Source organism: Sphingobium sp. L-44, from assembly GCF_056859495.1.
Window position 1 is genome coordinate 1 of sequence record NZ_JBSXOQ010000100.1, and the last position, 16,244, is coordinate 16,244.

19 protein-coding genes are annotated in these 16,244 nt (G+C 60.9%); 10 read left to right on the forward strand and 9 right to left on the reverse strand.

Annotation, left to right across the window (positions count from 1 at the left end; all coding sequences use genetic code 11):
- Positions 1–30: 30 nt before the first annotated feature.
- Genes AC13EK_RS16055 through AC13EK_RS16075 form a run of 5 tightly spaced genes read right to left on the reverse strand, consistent with a single transcriptional unit; the run spans position 31 to position 3,645 of the window.
- Entirely contained in the window at positions 31–1,614 is a 1,584-nt protein-coding gene (locus AC13EK_RS16055) for a bifunctional protein tyrosine phosphatase family protein/NAD(P)/FAD-dependent oxidoreductase (RefSeq protein WP_029547838.1), read from the reverse strand.
- A 37-nt stretch (positions 1,615–1,651) separates the two neighbouring features.
- Positions 1,652–2,062 (reverse strand): DUF6691 family protein, encoded by a 411-nt coding sequence (locus AC13EK_RS16060; RefSeq protein ID WP_010338385.1) that lies wholly within the window; start codon positions 2,060–2,062, stop codon positions 1,652–1,654.
- The gene (locus tag AC13EK_RS16065) at positions 2,059–2,265 is read right to left on the reverse strand and encodes a YgaP family membrane protein (RefSeq protein ID WP_010338386.1); all 207 of its coding nucleotides are present in this window, start codon (positions 2,263–2,265) and stop codon (positions 2,059–2,061) included. Before AC13EK_RS16065 ends, AC13EK_RS16060 begins: the two co-directional genes overlap by 4 nt.
- Before the next feature lie 16 nt (positions 2,266–2,281).
- A complete protein-coding gene (locus AC13EK_RS16070; protein ID WP_010338387.1) occupies positions 2,282–2,731 on the reverse strand; it encodes a YeeE/YedE family protein in 450 nt (149 codons plus the stop codon).
- The gene (locus tag AC13EK_RS16075) at positions 2,728–3,645 is read right to left on the reverse strand and encodes an MBL fold metallo-hydrolase (protein ID WP_010338389.1); all 918 of its coding nucleotides are present in this window, start codon (positions 3,643–3,645) and stop codon (positions 2,728–2,730) included. The genes AC13EK_RS16070 and AC13EK_RS16075 overlap by 4 nt, the downstream gene beginning before the upstream one ends.
- A gap of 87 nt (positions 3,646–3,732) precedes the next feature.
- Here AC13EK_RS16075 and AC13EK_RS16080 point away from each other — a divergent pair, with 87 nt between their 5' ends.
- Both AC13EK_RS16080 and AC13EK_RS16085 read left to right on the forward strand, forming a co-directional pair.
- Positions 3,733–4,356 carry a peroxiredoxin gene (locus AC13EK_RS16080; RefSeq protein ID WP_010338390.1) on the forward strand — a complete coding sequence of 208 codons (624 nt, stop codon included), beginning with the start codon at positions 3,733–3,735 and terminating at the stop codon, positions 4,354–4,356.
- A complete protein-coding gene (locus AC13EK_RS16085) occupies positions 4,353–4,745 on the forward strand; it encodes an ArsR/SmtB family transcription factor (protein ID WP_010338391.1) in 393 nt (130 codons plus the stop codon). The genes AC13EK_RS16080 and AC13EK_RS16085 overlap by 4 nt, the downstream gene beginning before the upstream one ends.
- Positions 4,746–4,865: 120 nt before the next feature.
- On the opposite strand, the gene AC13EK_RS16090 is transcribed toward AC13EK_RS16085, so the two are convergent.
- Positions 4,866–5,558, reverse strand: coding sequence for a VIT1/CCC1 transporter family protein (locus AC13EK_RS16090; RefSeq protein ID WP_010338392.1), 693 nt, complete (start codon positions 5,556–5,558; stop codon positions 4,866–4,868).
- Between the two features lie 205 nt (positions 5,559–5,763).
- Between AC13EK_RS16090 and AC13EK_RS16095 the strand changes: the two genes are divergently transcribed.
- From AC13EK_RS16095 to AC13EK_RS16125, 7 genes are all read left to right on the forward strand, one after another.
- Positions 5,764–6,444, forward strand: coding sequence for a response regulator (locus AC13EK_RS16095; RefSeq protein ID WP_010338393.1), 681 nt, complete (start codon positions 5,764–5,766; stop codon positions 6,442–6,444).
- A complete protein-coding gene (locus tag AC13EK_RS16100; protein ID WP_010338394.1) occupies positions 6,438–7,451 on the forward strand; it encodes a sensor histidine kinase in 1,014 nt (337 codons plus the stop codon). Before AC13EK_RS16095 ends, AC13EK_RS16100 begins: the two co-directional genes overlap by 7 nt.
- A gap of 48 nt (positions 7,452–7,499) precedes the next feature.
- On the forward strand, positions 7,500–8,609 hold the full coding sequence (locus AC13EK_RS16105) for an efflux RND transporter periplasmic adaptor subunit (protein WP_010338395.1): 1,110 nt from the start codon (positions 7,500–7,502) through the stop codon (positions 8,607–8,609).
- A 9-nt stretch (positions 8,610–8,618) separates the two neighbouring features.
- Complete coding sequence (locus AC13EK_RS16110; protein ID WP_037509346.1) at positions 8,619–11,708, forward strand: efflux RND transporter permease subunit; 3,090 nt, start codon at positions 8,619–8,621, stop codon at positions 11,706–11,708.
- Positions 11,701–12,000, forward strand: a complete 300-nt coding sequence (locus AC13EK_RS16115) for a DUF3240 family protein (RefSeq protein ID WP_010338397.1) — start codon at positions 11,701–11,703, stop codon at positions 11,998–12,000. Before AC13EK_RS16110 ends, AC13EK_RS16115 begins: the two co-directional genes overlap by 8 nt.
- Positions 11,997–13,262, forward strand: coding sequence for a TolC family protein (locus AC13EK_RS16120; RefSeq protein ID WP_052076617.1), 1,266 nt, complete (start codon positions 11,997–11,999; stop codon positions 13,260–13,262). Before AC13EK_RS16115 ends, AC13EK_RS16120 begins: the two co-directional genes overlap by 4 nt.
- Positions 13,263–13,327: 65 nt before the next feature.
- Entirely contained in the window at positions 13,328–13,993 is a 666-nt protein-coding gene (locus AC13EK_RS16125; protein WP_029547841.1) for a cytochrome b/b6 domain-containing protein, read from the forward strand.
- A 70-nt stretch (positions 13,994–14,063) separates the two neighbouring features.
- On the opposite strand, the gene arsH is transcribed toward AC13EK_RS16125, so the two are convergent.
- A complete protein-coding gene (gene arsH, locus AC13EK_RS16130) occupies positions 14,064–14,804 on the reverse strand; it encodes an arsenical resistance protein ArsH (RefSeq protein ID WP_010338400.1) in 741 nt (246 codons plus the stop codon).
- Positions 14,801–15,235 (reverse strand): GNAT family N-acetyltransferase, encoded by a 435-nt coding sequence (locus AC13EK_RS16135; RefSeq protein WP_010338401.1) that lies wholly within the window; start codon positions 15,233–15,235, stop codon positions 14,801–14,803. Before AC13EK_RS16135 ends, arsH begins: the two co-directional genes overlap by 4 nt.
- A 36-nt stretch (positions 15,236–15,271) precedes the next feature.
- Between AC13EK_RS16135 and AC13EK_RS16140 the strand changes: the two genes are divergently transcribed.
- On the forward strand, positions 15,272–15,418 hold the full coding sequence (locus AC13EK_RS16140; RefSeq protein ID WP_155276474.1) for a hypothetical protein: 147 nt from the start codon (positions 15,272–15,274) through the stop codon (positions 15,416–15,418).
- 93 nt (positions 15,419–15,511) lie between these two features.
- Here AC13EK_RS16140 and AC13EK_RS16145 read toward each other — a convergent pair whose 3' ends face one another.
- On the reverse strand, positions 15,512–15,847 hold the full coding sequence (locus AC13EK_RS16145) for a hypothetical protein (RefSeq protein WP_230588556.1): 336 nt from the start codon (positions 15,845–15,847) through the stop codon (positions 15,512–15,514).
- Positions 15,848–16,244: the final 397 nt, after the last annotated feature.

Consider the following 16,244-nt stretch of genomic DNA (forward strand, 5'->3'; position numbering starts at 1 on the left):
GAGGGCATATTGAAGCGGCTCAAGCATGGCTCAGTGCGCCGCTTCGATCGCGTGCGGCGCGACCATCCATTCCCGGCCCTTGAGCATGCCATGCCAGTAAACCGGCGGCAGGATGGTGTCCTTGAGGAGCCAGGACAGGCGCGAGGGCCGCGTTCCGTCGATCAGCCAATTGGGAAAGCTGGGCAGCAATTTGCCGCCATAGCCGAACTCGGCGAGCACGATCTTGCCAGCCTCGACCGTTAGCGGACAGGAGCCATAGCCGTCATAGTCAGCGGTCGGCGGCTTGCCCTCGAGCACGGCAAGTACATTGACCGCGACAACCGGCGCCTGCTTGCGCGCCGCAGCGGCGGTCTTGGCATTCGAGGCGGAGCAGGCGTCGCCCAATGCAAATACATTAGGATAGCGCACATGTCGAAGCGTCGCCTCGTTGACTTCGATGAAGCCGGAGGCTGCTGCGAGGGAACTGGTGCGCACGAAATCCGGCGCGACCTGTGGCGGCACGACGTGAATCATGTCGAAGCGCTCTTCGACGCGTCCGGTGCCGTCGCTATCCTTGCGTTCGAAAGTCGCCACTTTTGCGGCGCCATCGATCGCGACGAGCTTCGATTCGAAGTTGAGGTGCGCGCCATAGCGCTCGACATATTCCATCAGTGCCGGGACATAGGCGGCAACGCCGAACAGCACCGCGCCGGCGGTGTGGAACTGGACGTCGATGTCTTTCAGGACGCCTGCCTTTTCCCAGCGATGACAGGAAAGGTACATCGCTTTTTGCGGCGCGCCGGCACACTTGATCGGCATTGCGGGCTGGGTGAACAGCGCCCGTCCGCCCTTGAATTGCTTCACCAGTCTGTTGGTGTAGGGCGCAAGATCATAGCCATAGTTGGACGTCACGCCGTTCTTGCCGATCGTATCGGCCAAGCCCGGAATAGCGTTCCAATCCAATTTGATACCCGGACAGGCAACGAGAACACGGTAGCGGACTTCGCCGCCATCACTGAGGATCACCTTGTTTTCGTCGGGGGCAAAATCCGAGGCTGCTGCGCGGATCCAGTTCACTCGGCTCGGCATGACCTGCGCTTCAGTGCGTCGTGTGAACTCTCTCTCGAAGACACCGGCGCCGACCATAGTCCAACCGGGCTGATAATAATGCTCCTCAGATGGCTCGATAACTGCAATATCGAGCTTCGGATTGCGCTTTAGAAGGCTTGCTGCCGTCGCAATCCCCGCTGCACCGCCGCCGACAATCACGACATCGTGAATATGGACTACAGGGGCCGATTGGCTCCGAGAGGAGGAGAGGTCATACAACTTCGTCGACCTCGCGCCGGAGCGGCAAAAGGCGAGAATCGGCCTAGGAAGGCGCGCTAGCGCACTTGCCATGGCCTCAACATTCGCATCGGTAATCGCCCCCGAGACTGCGGGCGCATGCGCGAACTCTAAGCCCAGTCGTTCGGCAGCTTCACGAAGCTCCGTAGCGGCAATCTGACCCTTCTCCTCGTTATCAGGTCGATTGCAGATGATCGCCTTGTAACCTTGGGCGGCGATTGCCGGAAGGTCGGCGAGATCAATCTGCGGGGAGATTGCAAAGTCCCGATTGAGCGGCTTGATGTCCATGGCTTCTCCTCGATCCCGCTCTGAAGCGGGCCTCTTTTCATTTTGTAATGATGCGGTGCGCGGTCATGCCGGCGAGCATGGCGGCGACGAAAATTCCGGCTTCAATTGGTGCGATGGCAAGGTCGGCGAGTGCGGGGCCGGGACATAGTCCCCCGATCGCCCAACCGATCCCGAACAATGACGCTCCGCCAAGCAACTTGGCATCCAGCAAGCTTGTACCGGGCAAGTCGAACGCCTCGCAGACGATCGGTCGCGGCATCCGCTTCTGGACCAACCAGGCGATCGCCATCGGCACCATCGCACCGACCATCACGAAGGCAAGCGTGGGATCCCAGGCCCCGAACAGATCGAGGAAGGCGCGCACCCGCGCGGGGTCAGCCATGCCGGATATGGTGAGCCCAGCTCCGAACAAGGTGCCCGCTAGCAACGAGATGGCAGGGACCTTCACTTCCCAGTGCCGCAGGTTGAAAGGCCGAGCGGGCGGTAGAGCGGACAGAAGCTGACCGCGCTTGTCAGAAGGAATATAACTGCGACGATCGCCAAGCCGACACCGAGGTCCCCGCTGATCGTTCCGGTCCACCAGAGATAACCGATCGCCAAGGCTGCGATGGTGCGCAGCATCCGATCGACCGTTCCCATATTCCTCTTCATGTCCGGTGTCCTCCGACTATCCGTTGATGAAACCGAAAGCGCGCATCAGCCCAACGGTGGCGAAGCCGCTGACCATGAAGGTCAGCGTTGCGACCATCGACCGGCGCGAAAGTCGGGAGAGACCGCAGACCCCGTGACCGCTCGTGCAGCCTGAACCAAGGCGCGTGCCGAAACCTACGAGCAGTCCGGCAATGACCAGTTGCAGGACTGATCCTGTAAAAAGCGGTCTGATACTGCTGGAAGACAGTATGACGAGGAGCGCACCAAGCGGCAGTCCGGCGATGAACGCGAGCGCTATGGCGCGCGGTGTGCCCGTATCGGAAATTCCCGACGCGCGGGCCAACATACCGCTTACACCAGCGATGCGACCAAGTCCGAGCAGCATGATCGCTGCCGCAAGCCCGATCAGCAGGCCGCCAACCAACCCCGCGACGGGGGTGGCATTGGGGAAGCCGGGCAGCATCATACTGCGTTGACCGGAATCTTGAGGTACGTGACGCCATTGTCCTCGGCAGGCGGGAAATGACCGGCGCGCATGTTCACCTGGACAGAAGGCAGAATGAGGCGCGGCATCGCGAGCGTCTTGTCGCGGGCCTCGCGCATCGCGACAAATTCGTCTTCGCTTACCCCGTCATGGATATGGACGTTGGCTTGGCGCTCGGCCTCTACGGTCGTTTCCCAGACATAGTCCTTGCGCCCTTCCGGAAGATAATCGTGGCACATGAACAGCCGCGTTTCCGGCGGGAGCGACAGAAGCCGCATCGCAGATTGATAGAGGGTTCGGGCATCGCCACCGGGAAAATCAGCACGTGCCGTGCCGTAGTCGGGCATGAACATGGTATCGCCGACAAAGACGGCGTCGCCGATCACATAGGCGATACAGGCCGGCGTGTGCCCCGGCACATGCAGCACGGTTACATCAAGATTGCCGATCCGGAAGTGATCACCGTCTTTCCACAAATGATCGAAGTCGGAACCGTTGCGCTCGAAATCGGTGCCCGCGTTGAAAAGCTTACCAAATGCCTGCTGCACCGTGATGATTTGCTCGCCGATGGCGATTTGCCCGCCCAACTTCTCCTTCAGATATGGCGCAGCTGACAGGTGATCCGCGTGAGCGTGCGTCTCCAGGTGCCAGTCGATAGCAAGCCCCTTCTCCTCGACAAAAGCGACAAGCGCGTTTGCCGAGGAGAAGGAGGTGCGACCCGAGGCGGGGTCATAGTCCAGCACGCTGTCGATGATCGCAGCGTGGCGGCTCTCGGGATCATGAACAACATAGGTCACCGTGAAGGTCGGCTCGTCAAAGAACGCCTTGATCTGGGGGGTGTCCGTTTGAGCGGCTGAGATCTGCGATGAGGCGGCTGCAAGAGCGGAGTCGGCCACGGAAAACCTCACAAATTCACATTTACATATATCGTGTAATCGAATAATCTTGTTGCGTCAAGAGGGAGGAGCGTCGAAGGAGACGTCATGGAAATGGCCCAAAGAATTGAATCTCGCTCACCGCGCATTGGAGAGCCCGCGCCAGACTTTCGCGCCCGTTCGACCGGGGGCGAAATTCAGCTTTCAAAGTTGCGTGGACGATGGGTGATCTTTTTTTCCCATCCCGCTGACTTCACGCCAGTTTGCAGCACCGAATTCGCTGAACTCGCCCGTCGGCAGTCGGAATTTGATGCCCTTGAAACGTCGCTGTTGGGACTGTCAGTCGACAGCCTTTACTCGCACATGGCGTGGGTCAGAGCGATCCGAGAGACGCTCGGAGCGGATGTCCGCTTCCCGATAATCGAGGATCCGAGCATGGCGATTGGGCATGCCTATGGCATGGTTGACGAGCAATCTGCTGACAGCATGGCTATGCGTTCGACATTCTTCATCGATCCCGAAGGGGTCATAAGGGCGATCACATGCTACCCCCATAATGTTGGGCGATCGGTCGATGAGATGCTGCGGTTGCTTAAAGCACTGCAAGTGGTGGGCAGTGCCCAGAAACTTGCGCCTGAAGGATGGCGGGAAGGACAGCCTTTGCTCTGCCCACCATCTGACATCGCAGAAGATCGCCAGGACTGGTTTTGCCGCTTTGCGGACGCGCTATGAACGAGGCATTTTACGAGGACCGCGAAGCTGCGACCGTCGCGTCCGAAAAGCTCAAGGTCTTTGCGCAACCACAGCGCCTCATGATCCTCTCTTGCCTGTTACGCGGGGAGCGCAACGTATCGGAGATCGGCGAAGCGACAGACATTGTCCAACCAGCACTCAGCCAGCAGCTAGGGGAGTTACGCCGGGCCAATCTCGTTCAAACGAGAAAGGAGGCCAAACTCGTTTGGTACGCGCTTGCTGACGAGGGGGTCGCTTTGTGCGTCCGAACAATGGAAGCGATTTTCGGAGGCCTGGGTAAGGTCGAAGAAATCCGGCCGTCTGCCAAACCGGAGCGTCGTCCATCATTACCTGAAGGGGTGGCCGGATTTGCTCAAGTGCTTGATTAAGATATTTACGCGCTGTTTGCCTCGTTTGGCTTTGTAGCGAGTGCTGCGGTGGTCGCTGCAAGCGACACGCTCTTAACGTCGTAGAAGAAGTTTCATGTGCGCAGCTTTTGGGCCTTTGTCCTAAATTGCTTTCCCGACCAAGCTGCCAATGCCAGCGGTCAAACCCATGGCCAACGCCCCCCAGAACACCACACGACCGACAGGTTTGAGCGGGTTTGCACCGCCAGCGGCAGCTCCCACCCATCCCAGGAGCGCCAGGAACAGGAGCGATCCCAGCGCTTCGCCTGTTACGGTGAGCGACGCCGGCAGCAAAGCCGCAAGGATGAGAGGCAGCAGGGCTCCGGCCGTGAACGTCGAGGCAGACGTCAATGCCGCTGTGATCGGGCGTGCGGCAGTCATCTCGGTGATGTGGAGTTCTTCGCGAGCATGAGCACCCAGTGCATCATGCTCCATGAGTTGTTTCGCAACCTCATGCGAGGTCTTTTCGTCGACCCCTCGCTGAACATAGAAACCAGCCAACTCTGCCAATTCCGCATCGGGATTGTCAGCGATTTCCTGCTGCTCCCGGCGCAAGTCCGCCGCTTCGGTGTCAGACTGAGAGCTTACCGACACATATTCGCCCGCCGCCATCGACATCGCGCCGGCCACCAGACCCGCTATACCAGATATCAACATGGAAGAACGGGAGGCACCGGACGCAGCGACGCCGATCATCAGGCTAGCCGTGGATACGATGCCGTCGTTGGCGCCTAGCACCGCGGCACGAAGCCATCCGATACGAGAGACGAGATGGGTTTCCCGGTGGCTGCGCATCGTAATCCCCTTTGAAGCCAAGCCATTTCTTTGACCCGCATTATAGCCTGTTCGCTATCTCGTGCCAGTCCGGCAAGCTCGATCCGCACAAATTTGGAGGCGCGACGCCGTATCGGATCACAAGCGTCAGAAGAAATTCATATGGTCAGGACGATGTCAGATCGGTTCGGTAATATGCCGGGTAAAACCATCGCCGGATGAGAGCATGCGCATTCTGATCATTGAAGACAATCGCCACCTGGCAGATCTGACGGCGGAGGGCCTTACGCGTCGGAAATTCGTATGCGATTGTGCCTATTCGGCAGCGGAGGCGGATCTGGCTCTTGGGTCGGCTCAGTATGATGCACTCATCCTCGATCTGGGCTTGCCCGATGGTGACGGCGTACATTGGATCAAGAAGAGGCGTGACGCGGGCCTTGCGGTGCCGGTCCTGATGCTGACAGCCCGCAGTTCGCTCCAGCAGCGGGTCGATGGACTGGACGGCGGCGCTGACGACTATGTCGTCAAACCGGTAGAGGCGGATGAGCTGGCAGCGAGGATTCGGGCACTACTTCGCCGTCCGGGAGCTCGGGCAGCGCCCGTGTTGGAGGTGGGCAGCCTATCCTATGACACGAGCGCTCATCGCGCGCGGTATCAGGGTAAGGCCATCGATCTGTCACCTCGCGAGACCAGCCTGCTTGAGTTACTCATGCGGGAGGCTGGTGCAGTCGTTCGTCGATCTCGTATCGAAAATGCACTGTATAGTTTTCGAGACGAGATATCCCCTAATGCAGTGGATGCCGCAATCTCGCGGCTGCGTCGTCGACTTGAGGAATGCGGAGCTCGCAACATGCTCCATACGATCAAGGGGCTAGGCTACTTGCTAGAAGACCGGGAACCGTGCTGAAGCGACTTTCGGTTGGCCATCGGCTCATCGGTGGCCTGCTGCTGGTTGGCGCCATCGGTACGGTGTCGCTGATCTACGCTGTCCTCTCGGAATATGGCATACCGTTTAGCGCCTTGCTCGATCCGACCATGCGCGACGCGGCATCGACGGAACTGTTCGATCATGTTCTCATCCCACTGGTGGTGCTGATCCTGCCAATGGGCCTTGCAACCACATGGGTCATCAGAACGGCGTTCGAGCCCCTGAGCAAAGCGGCGCGTCATATCGAAACCGCACCGACCGAACGCGGGATGCAGATCGATGAAGCCGATATGCCTGCTGAAGCGAAACCGTTCGTGCGATCCATCAACAACCTGCTTCACCGACTCGACACCTCAGCTCAGCAACAGGCGGATTTTGCGTCTGACGTCGCCCACGAATTGCGGACGCCGTTGGCCATTTTGTCTCTAGAGCTTGATCGACGCGAGGGATCGGATGGAGATCCTCTGAAGGCGCAGGTCAGCGCCATGCGCCGTCTTGTGGATCAGCTCCTGCTACTGGCGCAGATCGACGCGGACGCCACCATGCCCATGACGCCTGAGCCACTCGATCTCGAGACATTGGCTGAAGACAGTGTCTCGTCCCTGGCAGCGACCGTCATCGCGCAAGGACGCGAGATCGCGATAGAGTCCGAAGGCCAGGTGCCAAAGATATACGGCCACAGGGAAGCGATCGGGGCGGGAATCCGAAACCTTATTGAAAATGCCGTCCGCGCGACGCCCATGGGTGGCACCGTGACGATCATATCCGGGCCCGGAGCGATCATCAGGGTGCGCGACCAAGGCGCCGGCCTCAGCGAAGAGAAGCTGGCGCAACTCATCCGCCGCCATCAGCGAGCAGACCATGCCAGCCCCCATGGCGCGGGTCTCGGCCTCTCCATAACCCATCGGATTATGAGCGCACATAACGGTCATATTCGAACGAGCGAGACCTTGAGAGAACTCATCCTGGATTTCCGCCTGCAGTAATTTCCCATCGTCAAGACGCCGTCAGGTTGAACCCGATATCGCGGCGAAATGGAAAACGGACGCAAATATCTGGTGGGCGGCGCCATTGTAGCCGTCGCAGTCGCGGGCTTGGGCTGGACTATGTTTCCTCGCTCGGAAACCGTCTCGGCGGGAACGCAGGTCAAGACCGAGAAAGCTGCCGGCATGCTTGCCGTGCTGCCGGACAGGGCGAGATTGCTCGGCATCAAGGCCTCTCCGGCATTGCCTGCATCAGAAGCGCCGATCGCCGATCTCCCCGCCACGATCAGTCCGCCCGCTAATGCGCGTGTGGCGGTGACCGCGACACTTCCGGGTGTGGTGATGCGCACCATGGTCGTGGAAGGCGACAGCGTACGGGCCGGGCAACCACTGGCCGTGGTTTCGAGCCGCGACATTCTGACGCTGGGCGCCGATCTCGCGCGTGCAAATGCACGGTTGGGCGTCGCGCAGACGAGTGCAGCCAGGCTCTCCCAGCTGGACAAGGAAGGGGTGATAGCCGGAGCGCGAGCCGACGAAGCCCGCGCAGTGGCCATGGAGGCGCGTGCGGACGTTCGCGAGAAAAGCCGCATTCTCAGCCTTGTCGGCGGGCATGGGAGCAGCGGCACCTACACGCTGACAGCTCCGATCGCGGGCAGAATCACGCGTGCCAAGATCCAGACAGGCGACCCGTTGGACGGGACGACTGCTCCCTATGTGATCGATGCGAATGGCCGTTACGAAGTCGTCGCCCAGGTTCCCGAGCGGCTTGTTGGACAGATCAGACCCGGCATGACGGTCAAACTCGGCGCGCTTTCTGGCACCGTCACATCTGTCGGCAGCACCATCGACGCGATGACGCGATCTGCCTCGCTGAAGGCGAGCCTTCCCGCTGCTCCAGGGGTCATTGCAGGCGCCACCGGCAATGTCACGATATTCGGGCCTGCACCGAAAGGCGCAGTCGTCCTGCCTGCCGCGGCCGTAGTAGATACAGACGGCAAGTCGGTGGTCTTCGTCGCGGTCCGGGGCGGTTATGTTCAGCGCGAGGTGACAAAGGGCGGCGCGGTGGATGGCCAAGTCCTCCTCCTGACCGGCGTCAGCATCGGTGAGAACGTCGTCACTACGGGCACAAGCGCGCTCAAAGCGCTCGCCATCTCGAAATAGGTCGGGCCCATGCTTCAGTCACTCGTCGCGAAGGCTCTGTCCTATCGCCTGCTCGTCGTAGCGCTTGCACTGGCTGTCGCCGGCCTCGGCGCATGGGCCTTCGTTCAGCTACCCGTGGATGCGTATCCCAATATAGCGCAGACGCAGGTCAAGATCATTCTCAAGGCTCCCGGCATGACGCCGGAGGAGGTTGAGAGCCGCGTAATTGCCCCGATCGAGATGGAGATGCTGGGCATTCCCCGGCAGTCTATCCTGCGTTCGTCCGCCAAATATGCGATCGCCGATATCACCATCGACTTCACCGACGGCACAGATATCTATTGGGCGCGCCAGCAAGTCGCGGAGCGCCTTTCCGGAGTGATGGCGGATCTGCCGGCGAGCGTGTCGGGCGGCCTGGCGCCGATTTCCACGCCTCTGTCCGATATCTTCATGTTCACGATCGAGGGGCCGCTCAGCCTCCAGCAGAAGCGGGAGCTTCTCGACTGGACCATCCGTCCCGCTCTGCGGACTGTGCCCGGCGTCGCCGACGTCAACGCGCTTGGTGGATATGTCCGTACATTCGAGGTCCGGCCCGATCCTCTCGCCTTGGCCGGAGCCCACCTCTCCGTTGCCGACATCAAGACGGCCATCGACAGTGGCAATCGCAACGACGGAGCCGGCCGCCTCGTCACTGGCGAAGAATCCCTGATCGTTCGGGCTGTCGGCGCGATCCGGTCCGTCGCCGATCTTCAGTCGCTGGTCATAACGAGCCGTGACGGCCGTATCGTCCGCCTGGGAGATGTAGCGAGTGTCGGGACCGGAAGCCTGACGCGCTATGGCGCGGTGTCCAAGAACGGCAAGGCAGAGGCGGTCGAGGGCCTTGTGATCGCTCTTCGCGGTGCCGATGCACGGCAGGTTGTGACCGGCGTCAAAGACCGTCTGGCAGAGGTCGAGCGTGGCCTTCCAGCCGGAACGCACATCGCGGTCTTCTACGATCGGTCCGATCTGATCGGCCGAGCGATTGGAACGGTTGAGGAAGCGTTGCTGGAAGCGACCGTCCTGGTCGTGATCCTTCTGATCGTTTTCCTCGGTGACTGGCGAGCCGCCGCGATCGTTGCGGTCACACTGCCGATGGCCGCGCTGGTGACGTTCCTGTTCATGAGCATGGCCGGGTTGTCCGCGAATCTCATGAGCCTCGGTGGACTGGCCATTGCTATCGGCATGCTCGTGGATGGTGCGGTCGTTGTGGTGGAGAACGTCGTAGAGCGTCTGTCGCACCAACAGGATGACTCCCATCCGCGCCTTCACCAAGTCTTCCGCGCAACCAGCGACGTGACTGTGCCGGTATCGGCGGGCATCATCATCATCGCACTTGTGTTCCTTCCTCTGCTCGCGCTGCAGGGGCTGGAAGGCAAGCTGTTCGCGCCGGTTGCCCTCACCATTGTCTTCGCCCTTGCGGGATCGCTCCTGCTGGCGCTGACGCTCGTCCCCGTCCTTGCTTCGTTCGGCTTGAAAAGCGGACATCATGGAGACCCATGGGTGATGCGCTGGCTAACGCCTCGCTACCGTGCGCTTCTGAATGGCGCGTTTGCGCGCAAGAGCCTGGTCTACGGCCTTTCGGCTCTCGGACTGGTCCTCGCCGGATTGGCCTATGGAGCGGTGGGCAAAACCTTCATGCCGACGATGGATGAGGGGTCGGTCATCGTGCAGCTGACGAAACTTCCCTCCATCAGCTTGGCCCAGTCCGTCGAGGGCGACAAGGCGGTCGAGCGCGCCTTGATGGGTGTCCCCGAGGTGCAGGAAGTCATCGCGCGGGTTGGTGCTGACGAAATCGGGCTTGATCCGATGGGACCTAATGAGACCGACACCTTCGTCCGTCTGAAGCCGCAGTCCGAGTGGCGCGGCAGCAAGGAGTTCGTCCTGGAGCAGATCCGCAAGGCCGTCGACGGCCTGCCTGGCATCCAGCCCAGTTTCACCCAGCCGATCGAAATGCGTGTCTCGGAAATGCTGACCGGCGCCCGGGGCGACCTGGCTGTCAAGATTTTCGGACCGGATTCGGCGGTCCTCGCGGATCTTGCAGGTCGCGTGCAGCATGAGTTGGGCCAGGTGCGCGGCGCGACGGAAGTGTTGACGGTCGCGAACGACAGCGTGGACTACCTGCAGCTCGACATCGACCGAGCAGCCGCAGGCCGGTTTGGCATGCCGATCGATCAGTTACAGGACACCTTGCGCGCACAGGTGGAAGGCGTTCGGTCCGGTATCGTCGCCGAAGGTCAGAAGCGGATCCCGATCGTCATCCGCGGTGACGAAAGCATCCGCAATGATGCGACCCGGTTTGAAGACCTGCAGATCATGACGCCGGGTGGAACGCTCGCCCGGGTCAGCGACATGGCGCAGGTGAAGCATACGCAGGGTCCGGTGAAGCTCGACCATGAGAATGGTTCCCGCTTCGCTCTGGTCCAGGCCTTCGTCTCTGGTCGTGATCTGGTGGGCTATGTGGACGAGGCGAAGGCCGCAGTCGCGAGCAAGGTGCCGCTCCCGCCCGGCTATCGCATCGTGTGGGGTGGCCAGTTCGAAAATCAGCAGCGTGCATCGGCTCGGCTCATGATGGTCATTCCCGTCGCGCTGCTCCTTATCTTCTTCGTCCTGCTCGCCACCTTGCGTTCGCTGCGGGCCGCCACGCTGATCCTGGTCAACATTCCCTTCGCCATGGTCGGCGGCCTGATCTCGCTCTGGGCATCGGGAGAGTATCTGTCAGTGCCTGCTTCCGTCGGCTTCATTGCTCTGCTTGGCATCGCGGTGCTGAACGGCTTGGTGCTGGTCTCCTATTTCCGCCAACTCCGTCAGGAGGGGCAGAGCATGACGCAGACGGTGCGCCTGGGTGCCGAGCGACGCCTCCGCCCCGTCCTAATGACCGCGAGTATTACCGCTTTCGGCCTGGTCCCCCTGCTGTTCGCGACCGGTCCGGGATCCGAAATACAGCGCCCGCTTGCCATTGTGGTCATCGGCGGGCTGGTCACGTCCACGTTGCTCACTCTGGTACTTCTCCCGATCCTTTTCGAAAGGTTCGGAGAGGGCCGCGGCGAGCAGGATTTCGAAGAGGTGCTGGCCAATGGCTGAGCTTCTGCTGGTCCTCCACTGTTCCCCTCCGGATGCGGGAACTCTGGTGGAGGCTATTCGAACCGTTGCGTCCGCGCCGATCCATCGCCGTGAGGAAGCCGTTCTCGGTCGCGACTTCAGCGACGCCGGAACGCATGAGCAGGTAAGAGGAGTCCTCCATCGGATCGCATTCGAGCTCGTCGTCGAGGATTCCATGATCCCCGCCATAATCGCTGCGGTTGCCTCATCGCGCCGCAAACAACCTGTGCGCTGGCACTCCTTGCCGATCATCGAGCGCGGGAGGATTTCATGAAGAAGCTGACTGCCCTCTTGCCGCTATCCATCTCGATAGCGACTGCGCTCGCAACTGCCGCGCACGCGCAAGCGACTGGTCTTCAATGGTCCTTGCCGCCTGAGGAGCAGGTGGTGAAGGCGCTTGACGGTCATCCGACCGTCGAGGCAGCGGGCAAGCGCGTCGGCGCTGCATCGGCGGCGAGCGATATGCTCCGCGTTGGCCCTCACGAGGTCCAGCTCACCGGAAGCTACATCAATCGCGACGTGCGGCTGGAGCGGAATTATACGGAGTTCGACGGCACGGTCAGCCGATCTTTTCGCTTGCCCGGGAAGGCTGCCCTGGATCGCGAGGCAGGCCAGCTTGGTGTCGAGGTCGCGCAAAACCGGATGGAAGATACGCGCCATCAGGCGGCCTTGTATCTGTCGCAGCTCTGGTACGACTGGCTGACGGCAAGCGAGCTCAACCGCACGGATCAATCGAACGTCGCATTACTCGAACGCGGTCTCGCTGCCGTGAAGAGGCGAGTGCAGTTACGCGATGCATCGATGCTTGACACCGACCAGGCCCAGGCGGCGCTCGATCAGGCCAAGGGTGTCGCGGCAGCCAGCCTGGCTGATATGAAACAGGCGCGAGCGCTGCTGCAATCGAACTTCCCCGATCTGGCCCTGCCGTCGGACGCACCATCCTTGGCTGATCCAGTCCTGCCTTCTCAGGACCTGACTGCACTTCATGATCTGTTGATCCAGCGCAGTCATGAAATTGGGGCTGCTGATCGCGAAGCTCTGCGTCTTGAAGTCGTCGCACGGCGGGCGAAGGCTGATCGCTTGCCGGACCCACAGCTGGGCGTCCGGGCCTTTAGCGAGCGTTCTGGCATTGAACGCGGTGTCGGTGTCGTCTTCTCGATCCCATTGGGAGGACGATACCGGAAATTCCAGCAGGATCAGGCGGAAGCCAATGCCTCCGCTGCCTCTATGGATCTCGCGCAAGCGCGCCGGATGGTGCTGGCGATGGCCGATACTGATATGGCGAACGCCTCTGGCCGCTACGTCGCTTGGCAGCGGCTTCAGGGTGCTGCCAGAAGTTCGCTCGACGCCGCCACACGGACGGAGCGCGGGTACGAAGGGGGCATTATCGACCTGTCCGATCTGCTCTATTCCCGACGGCAAGCACATGATGCGGACCGGCTGGCCATAGACGCACGCAGCTCTGCGACACGAGCTATCGTGAAATTACTCATCGATTCTCATACGATATGGCAAGGTAACGAGAAGGAGCCATGAGGGCGTAGGTTGGCAATCGCTGTAGAGAATGAAGTCATCTTCCCATTCACGCGGAGGAATCTGAAATGCAGAGTTCAAAACCTGGAATCCCAGTCCGGCCCCTAAAAGATTCAGCCCGAGCAAAGGCGAAATGGGACCCCGTTGTTAAGGTGACCCATTGGTCAATCGTTCTTGCTGTCATCGGGAATGCAATTTTCACGGAAGAGGGTTCGGGGCCGCACGTCTGGGTGGGATACGCCCTCGCAACCGTTTTGGCGTTTAGACTGCTCTGGGGTTTCGTTGGACCCAAAGAGGCACGGTTCACAGCGTTCCCACCGAGCCCGCGTAAAGCGCTTGCCCATATCCGGGAGATTAGAGCCGGACACAATGAAATCCATCCATCGCACAATCCGTTAGGTGCATTGATGGTCTACGCTATTTGGGGAACGCTTAGCATCATCATAGCGACCGGCATTGGCATGGCTGGTCTGCCCTCCACGAAATGGATTAGCGAGGCTCCGTCCCACGCCGTTGGTCGAGGCACAGATAACAGGGACAGCGTCTTACTCAAAGGTTCTGAGCGGAAAGAGACAGTCGATGACGCAGAGGACGAGCCCTTGAAGGAAGTGCACGAGTCAGCGGTAAATTTGCTGTACGTTCTGATTGCCCTCCACCTTGCCGGAGTTGTTTTCGAAACGAGGAGGAGTGGGAAGTATATCCTTACAGCGATGCTTCCCGGCCGAGCACAATAGGATGGAGGTGATGCTGCAACGTGGCGATGGCGGCTCGGCTTTCCGATTAGTCGATGATTGATGTGCTGGCCTACAGAACGGCTTGGACCGCAAGATCGGTGGCAGCGTTACGCTTTGCCTGTACAGCCTTCCGTTCGGAATAGCGGTTGACGAGCTGGCCGGCGTGCGGGCGGGTCAGGATCGTGAACCGCACCAGTTCCTCCATCACGTCGACGATGCGGTCATAATAGCTCGACGGCTTCATGCGGCCGGCCTCGTCGAATTCCTTGAACGCCATCGCCACGCTCGACTGGTTGGGGATCGTGATCATGCGCATCCAGCGGCCAAGCAGGCGCAGCGTGTTGACCGCGTTGAACGACTGCGAGCCGCCCGACACCTGCATGACCGCGAGCGTGCGACCCTGGGTCGGCCGCATGCCGCCGAACTCCAGCGGCGGATGGTCGATCTGCGCCTTCATGATGCCGGTGATCTGGCCGTGCCGCTCGGGGCTGCACCAAACCATGCCTTCGGACCAGAGCGCGTGCTGGCGCAGCTCATGGACCGCCGGATGATCGTCACCCTTCACCTGATCTGGGAGCGGCAGGTCGCTGGGATCGAATATCCGCACCTCCGCGCCGAAGAGGATCAGCAGTCGTGCCGCTTCCTCAGCCGCGAGTCGGCTGAACGAGCGTTCGCGCAGCGACCCGTACAGCAGCAGGATGCGAGGCGGCGGCTGATCGTCGCCCATGCCGGCGGCGGGCCGGGTGATCGCGATGCCGCGATCGAGTGCTGGCAGATGGTCGGCGTCGGGTACGTCACGAAGGCGCGTCATCCAAGATCCTTGACGAGATAGGTCGCGCGCGGACCGCACAGCGACGTGAACTGCGCGGTCGCTGCGATGAAGGCCGGCGCGGCGTCGCGATCGGCATCGGTGTAACCAAGCCTGCGAAAGAACTCCCCGGTGCCGCTGGTCAGGAGGTGCAGCCGCTCGACCGCGCCATCAGCAACGCCTTCAAGGCGTTCGACCAGCATCCGGCCATATCCTTTGCCGCGCCGGGTCGGCAGCACGACCAGCGAGCGGAGCAGCCGGTCGGTGCCGCTACCTTCCAGGCCGATGAACCCGATCAGCTCTTCATCGTCGGACAGGCTGAAGAACATCTGGTCGGGACCGCCGAGATCGTCGGTCGGGAGCTGCGCGGCGCCGAGCGCGAGCCGCAGGACATCATCGGCGTGGCGAGCCTCCGAGAAATATACCTGCGTCATGCCGCCGCTCCCGCTTCATACCAGGGACGGGTCCGCTTGACGATCGCCCAGCCACAAATGGAACTGGCGCAGGAGGATGCGACTTCGCGCAGTCATGCGAAGTGGCGAACCCGGCAAAACCAGGCAGCGATTATCATGATGGTAATCCTCGGCAGGCCTGGCAGCCGCAAGAGCGCGCATTGAGCCAAGCCAAATCGGACGCAGGTGCATGACAGCGAAGGAGGCGGACGCGATACACGCACCCGTCCCCTCAGCCCCTCATGCGACGACGAACGATCAGATTGCCGGAAGCCCCCTCAGGGGTGGACGCAGATAGGGTGGCGCTGTCGAAGCTCGCAGCACCAGAGGGCGCGTGCCGAGCGCCAGCACGAACAGAATCGCAGCCGCCAACAGAATTGGGTCCGCAGCAGCGAGGGACGGCGCCGACAAGCCTGAGAAGGCGCAAGGCTGTTCTGCCTTGCCCTGATGACCGTCGCTACCGGATTTCCCATGTTCAAGGCCGGGGATCGTAATGACCATCGTCATCGGCCCGGTACCCGAGCAAATGCTGACCACGATCCGCCCGTTCGAAACGGTTGGCATGAACCCCGCCGGCATGACGATCTTCATCATCAGCGCGAGTACAAGCACCGCGCAGGCAAGGGGCCGATTGGCAAGGACAAGTTTGCGAAGTCGATGCACCGATTGCGCTCTTAGCTACGAGACGCGCTTCTGTCATGTGCCATTGATGGTGAGACAATCTGCCCATTTTTAAGCGTTGGCCGCTTTTGGGGAACCCGGCCGTTCGCGTTCCCGCTCATAAAAGGCAATTTCTGGTCGCCTGCTGCCGGGAGCGGAACGCTCCGTCATGGGACAAAACTGCCGTTTGCGAGGTTAGCGTCCGCGCTCGTGGTGTAATTTCCGGTGTAGATTGAGGTGATCGCATGGGGTTGGGCATGCCCAACCCCATGCGATTTCGAACTCGGTGGCCACCGGGCTCATCGGTAAGGTGGAGTTACCACACGTCACA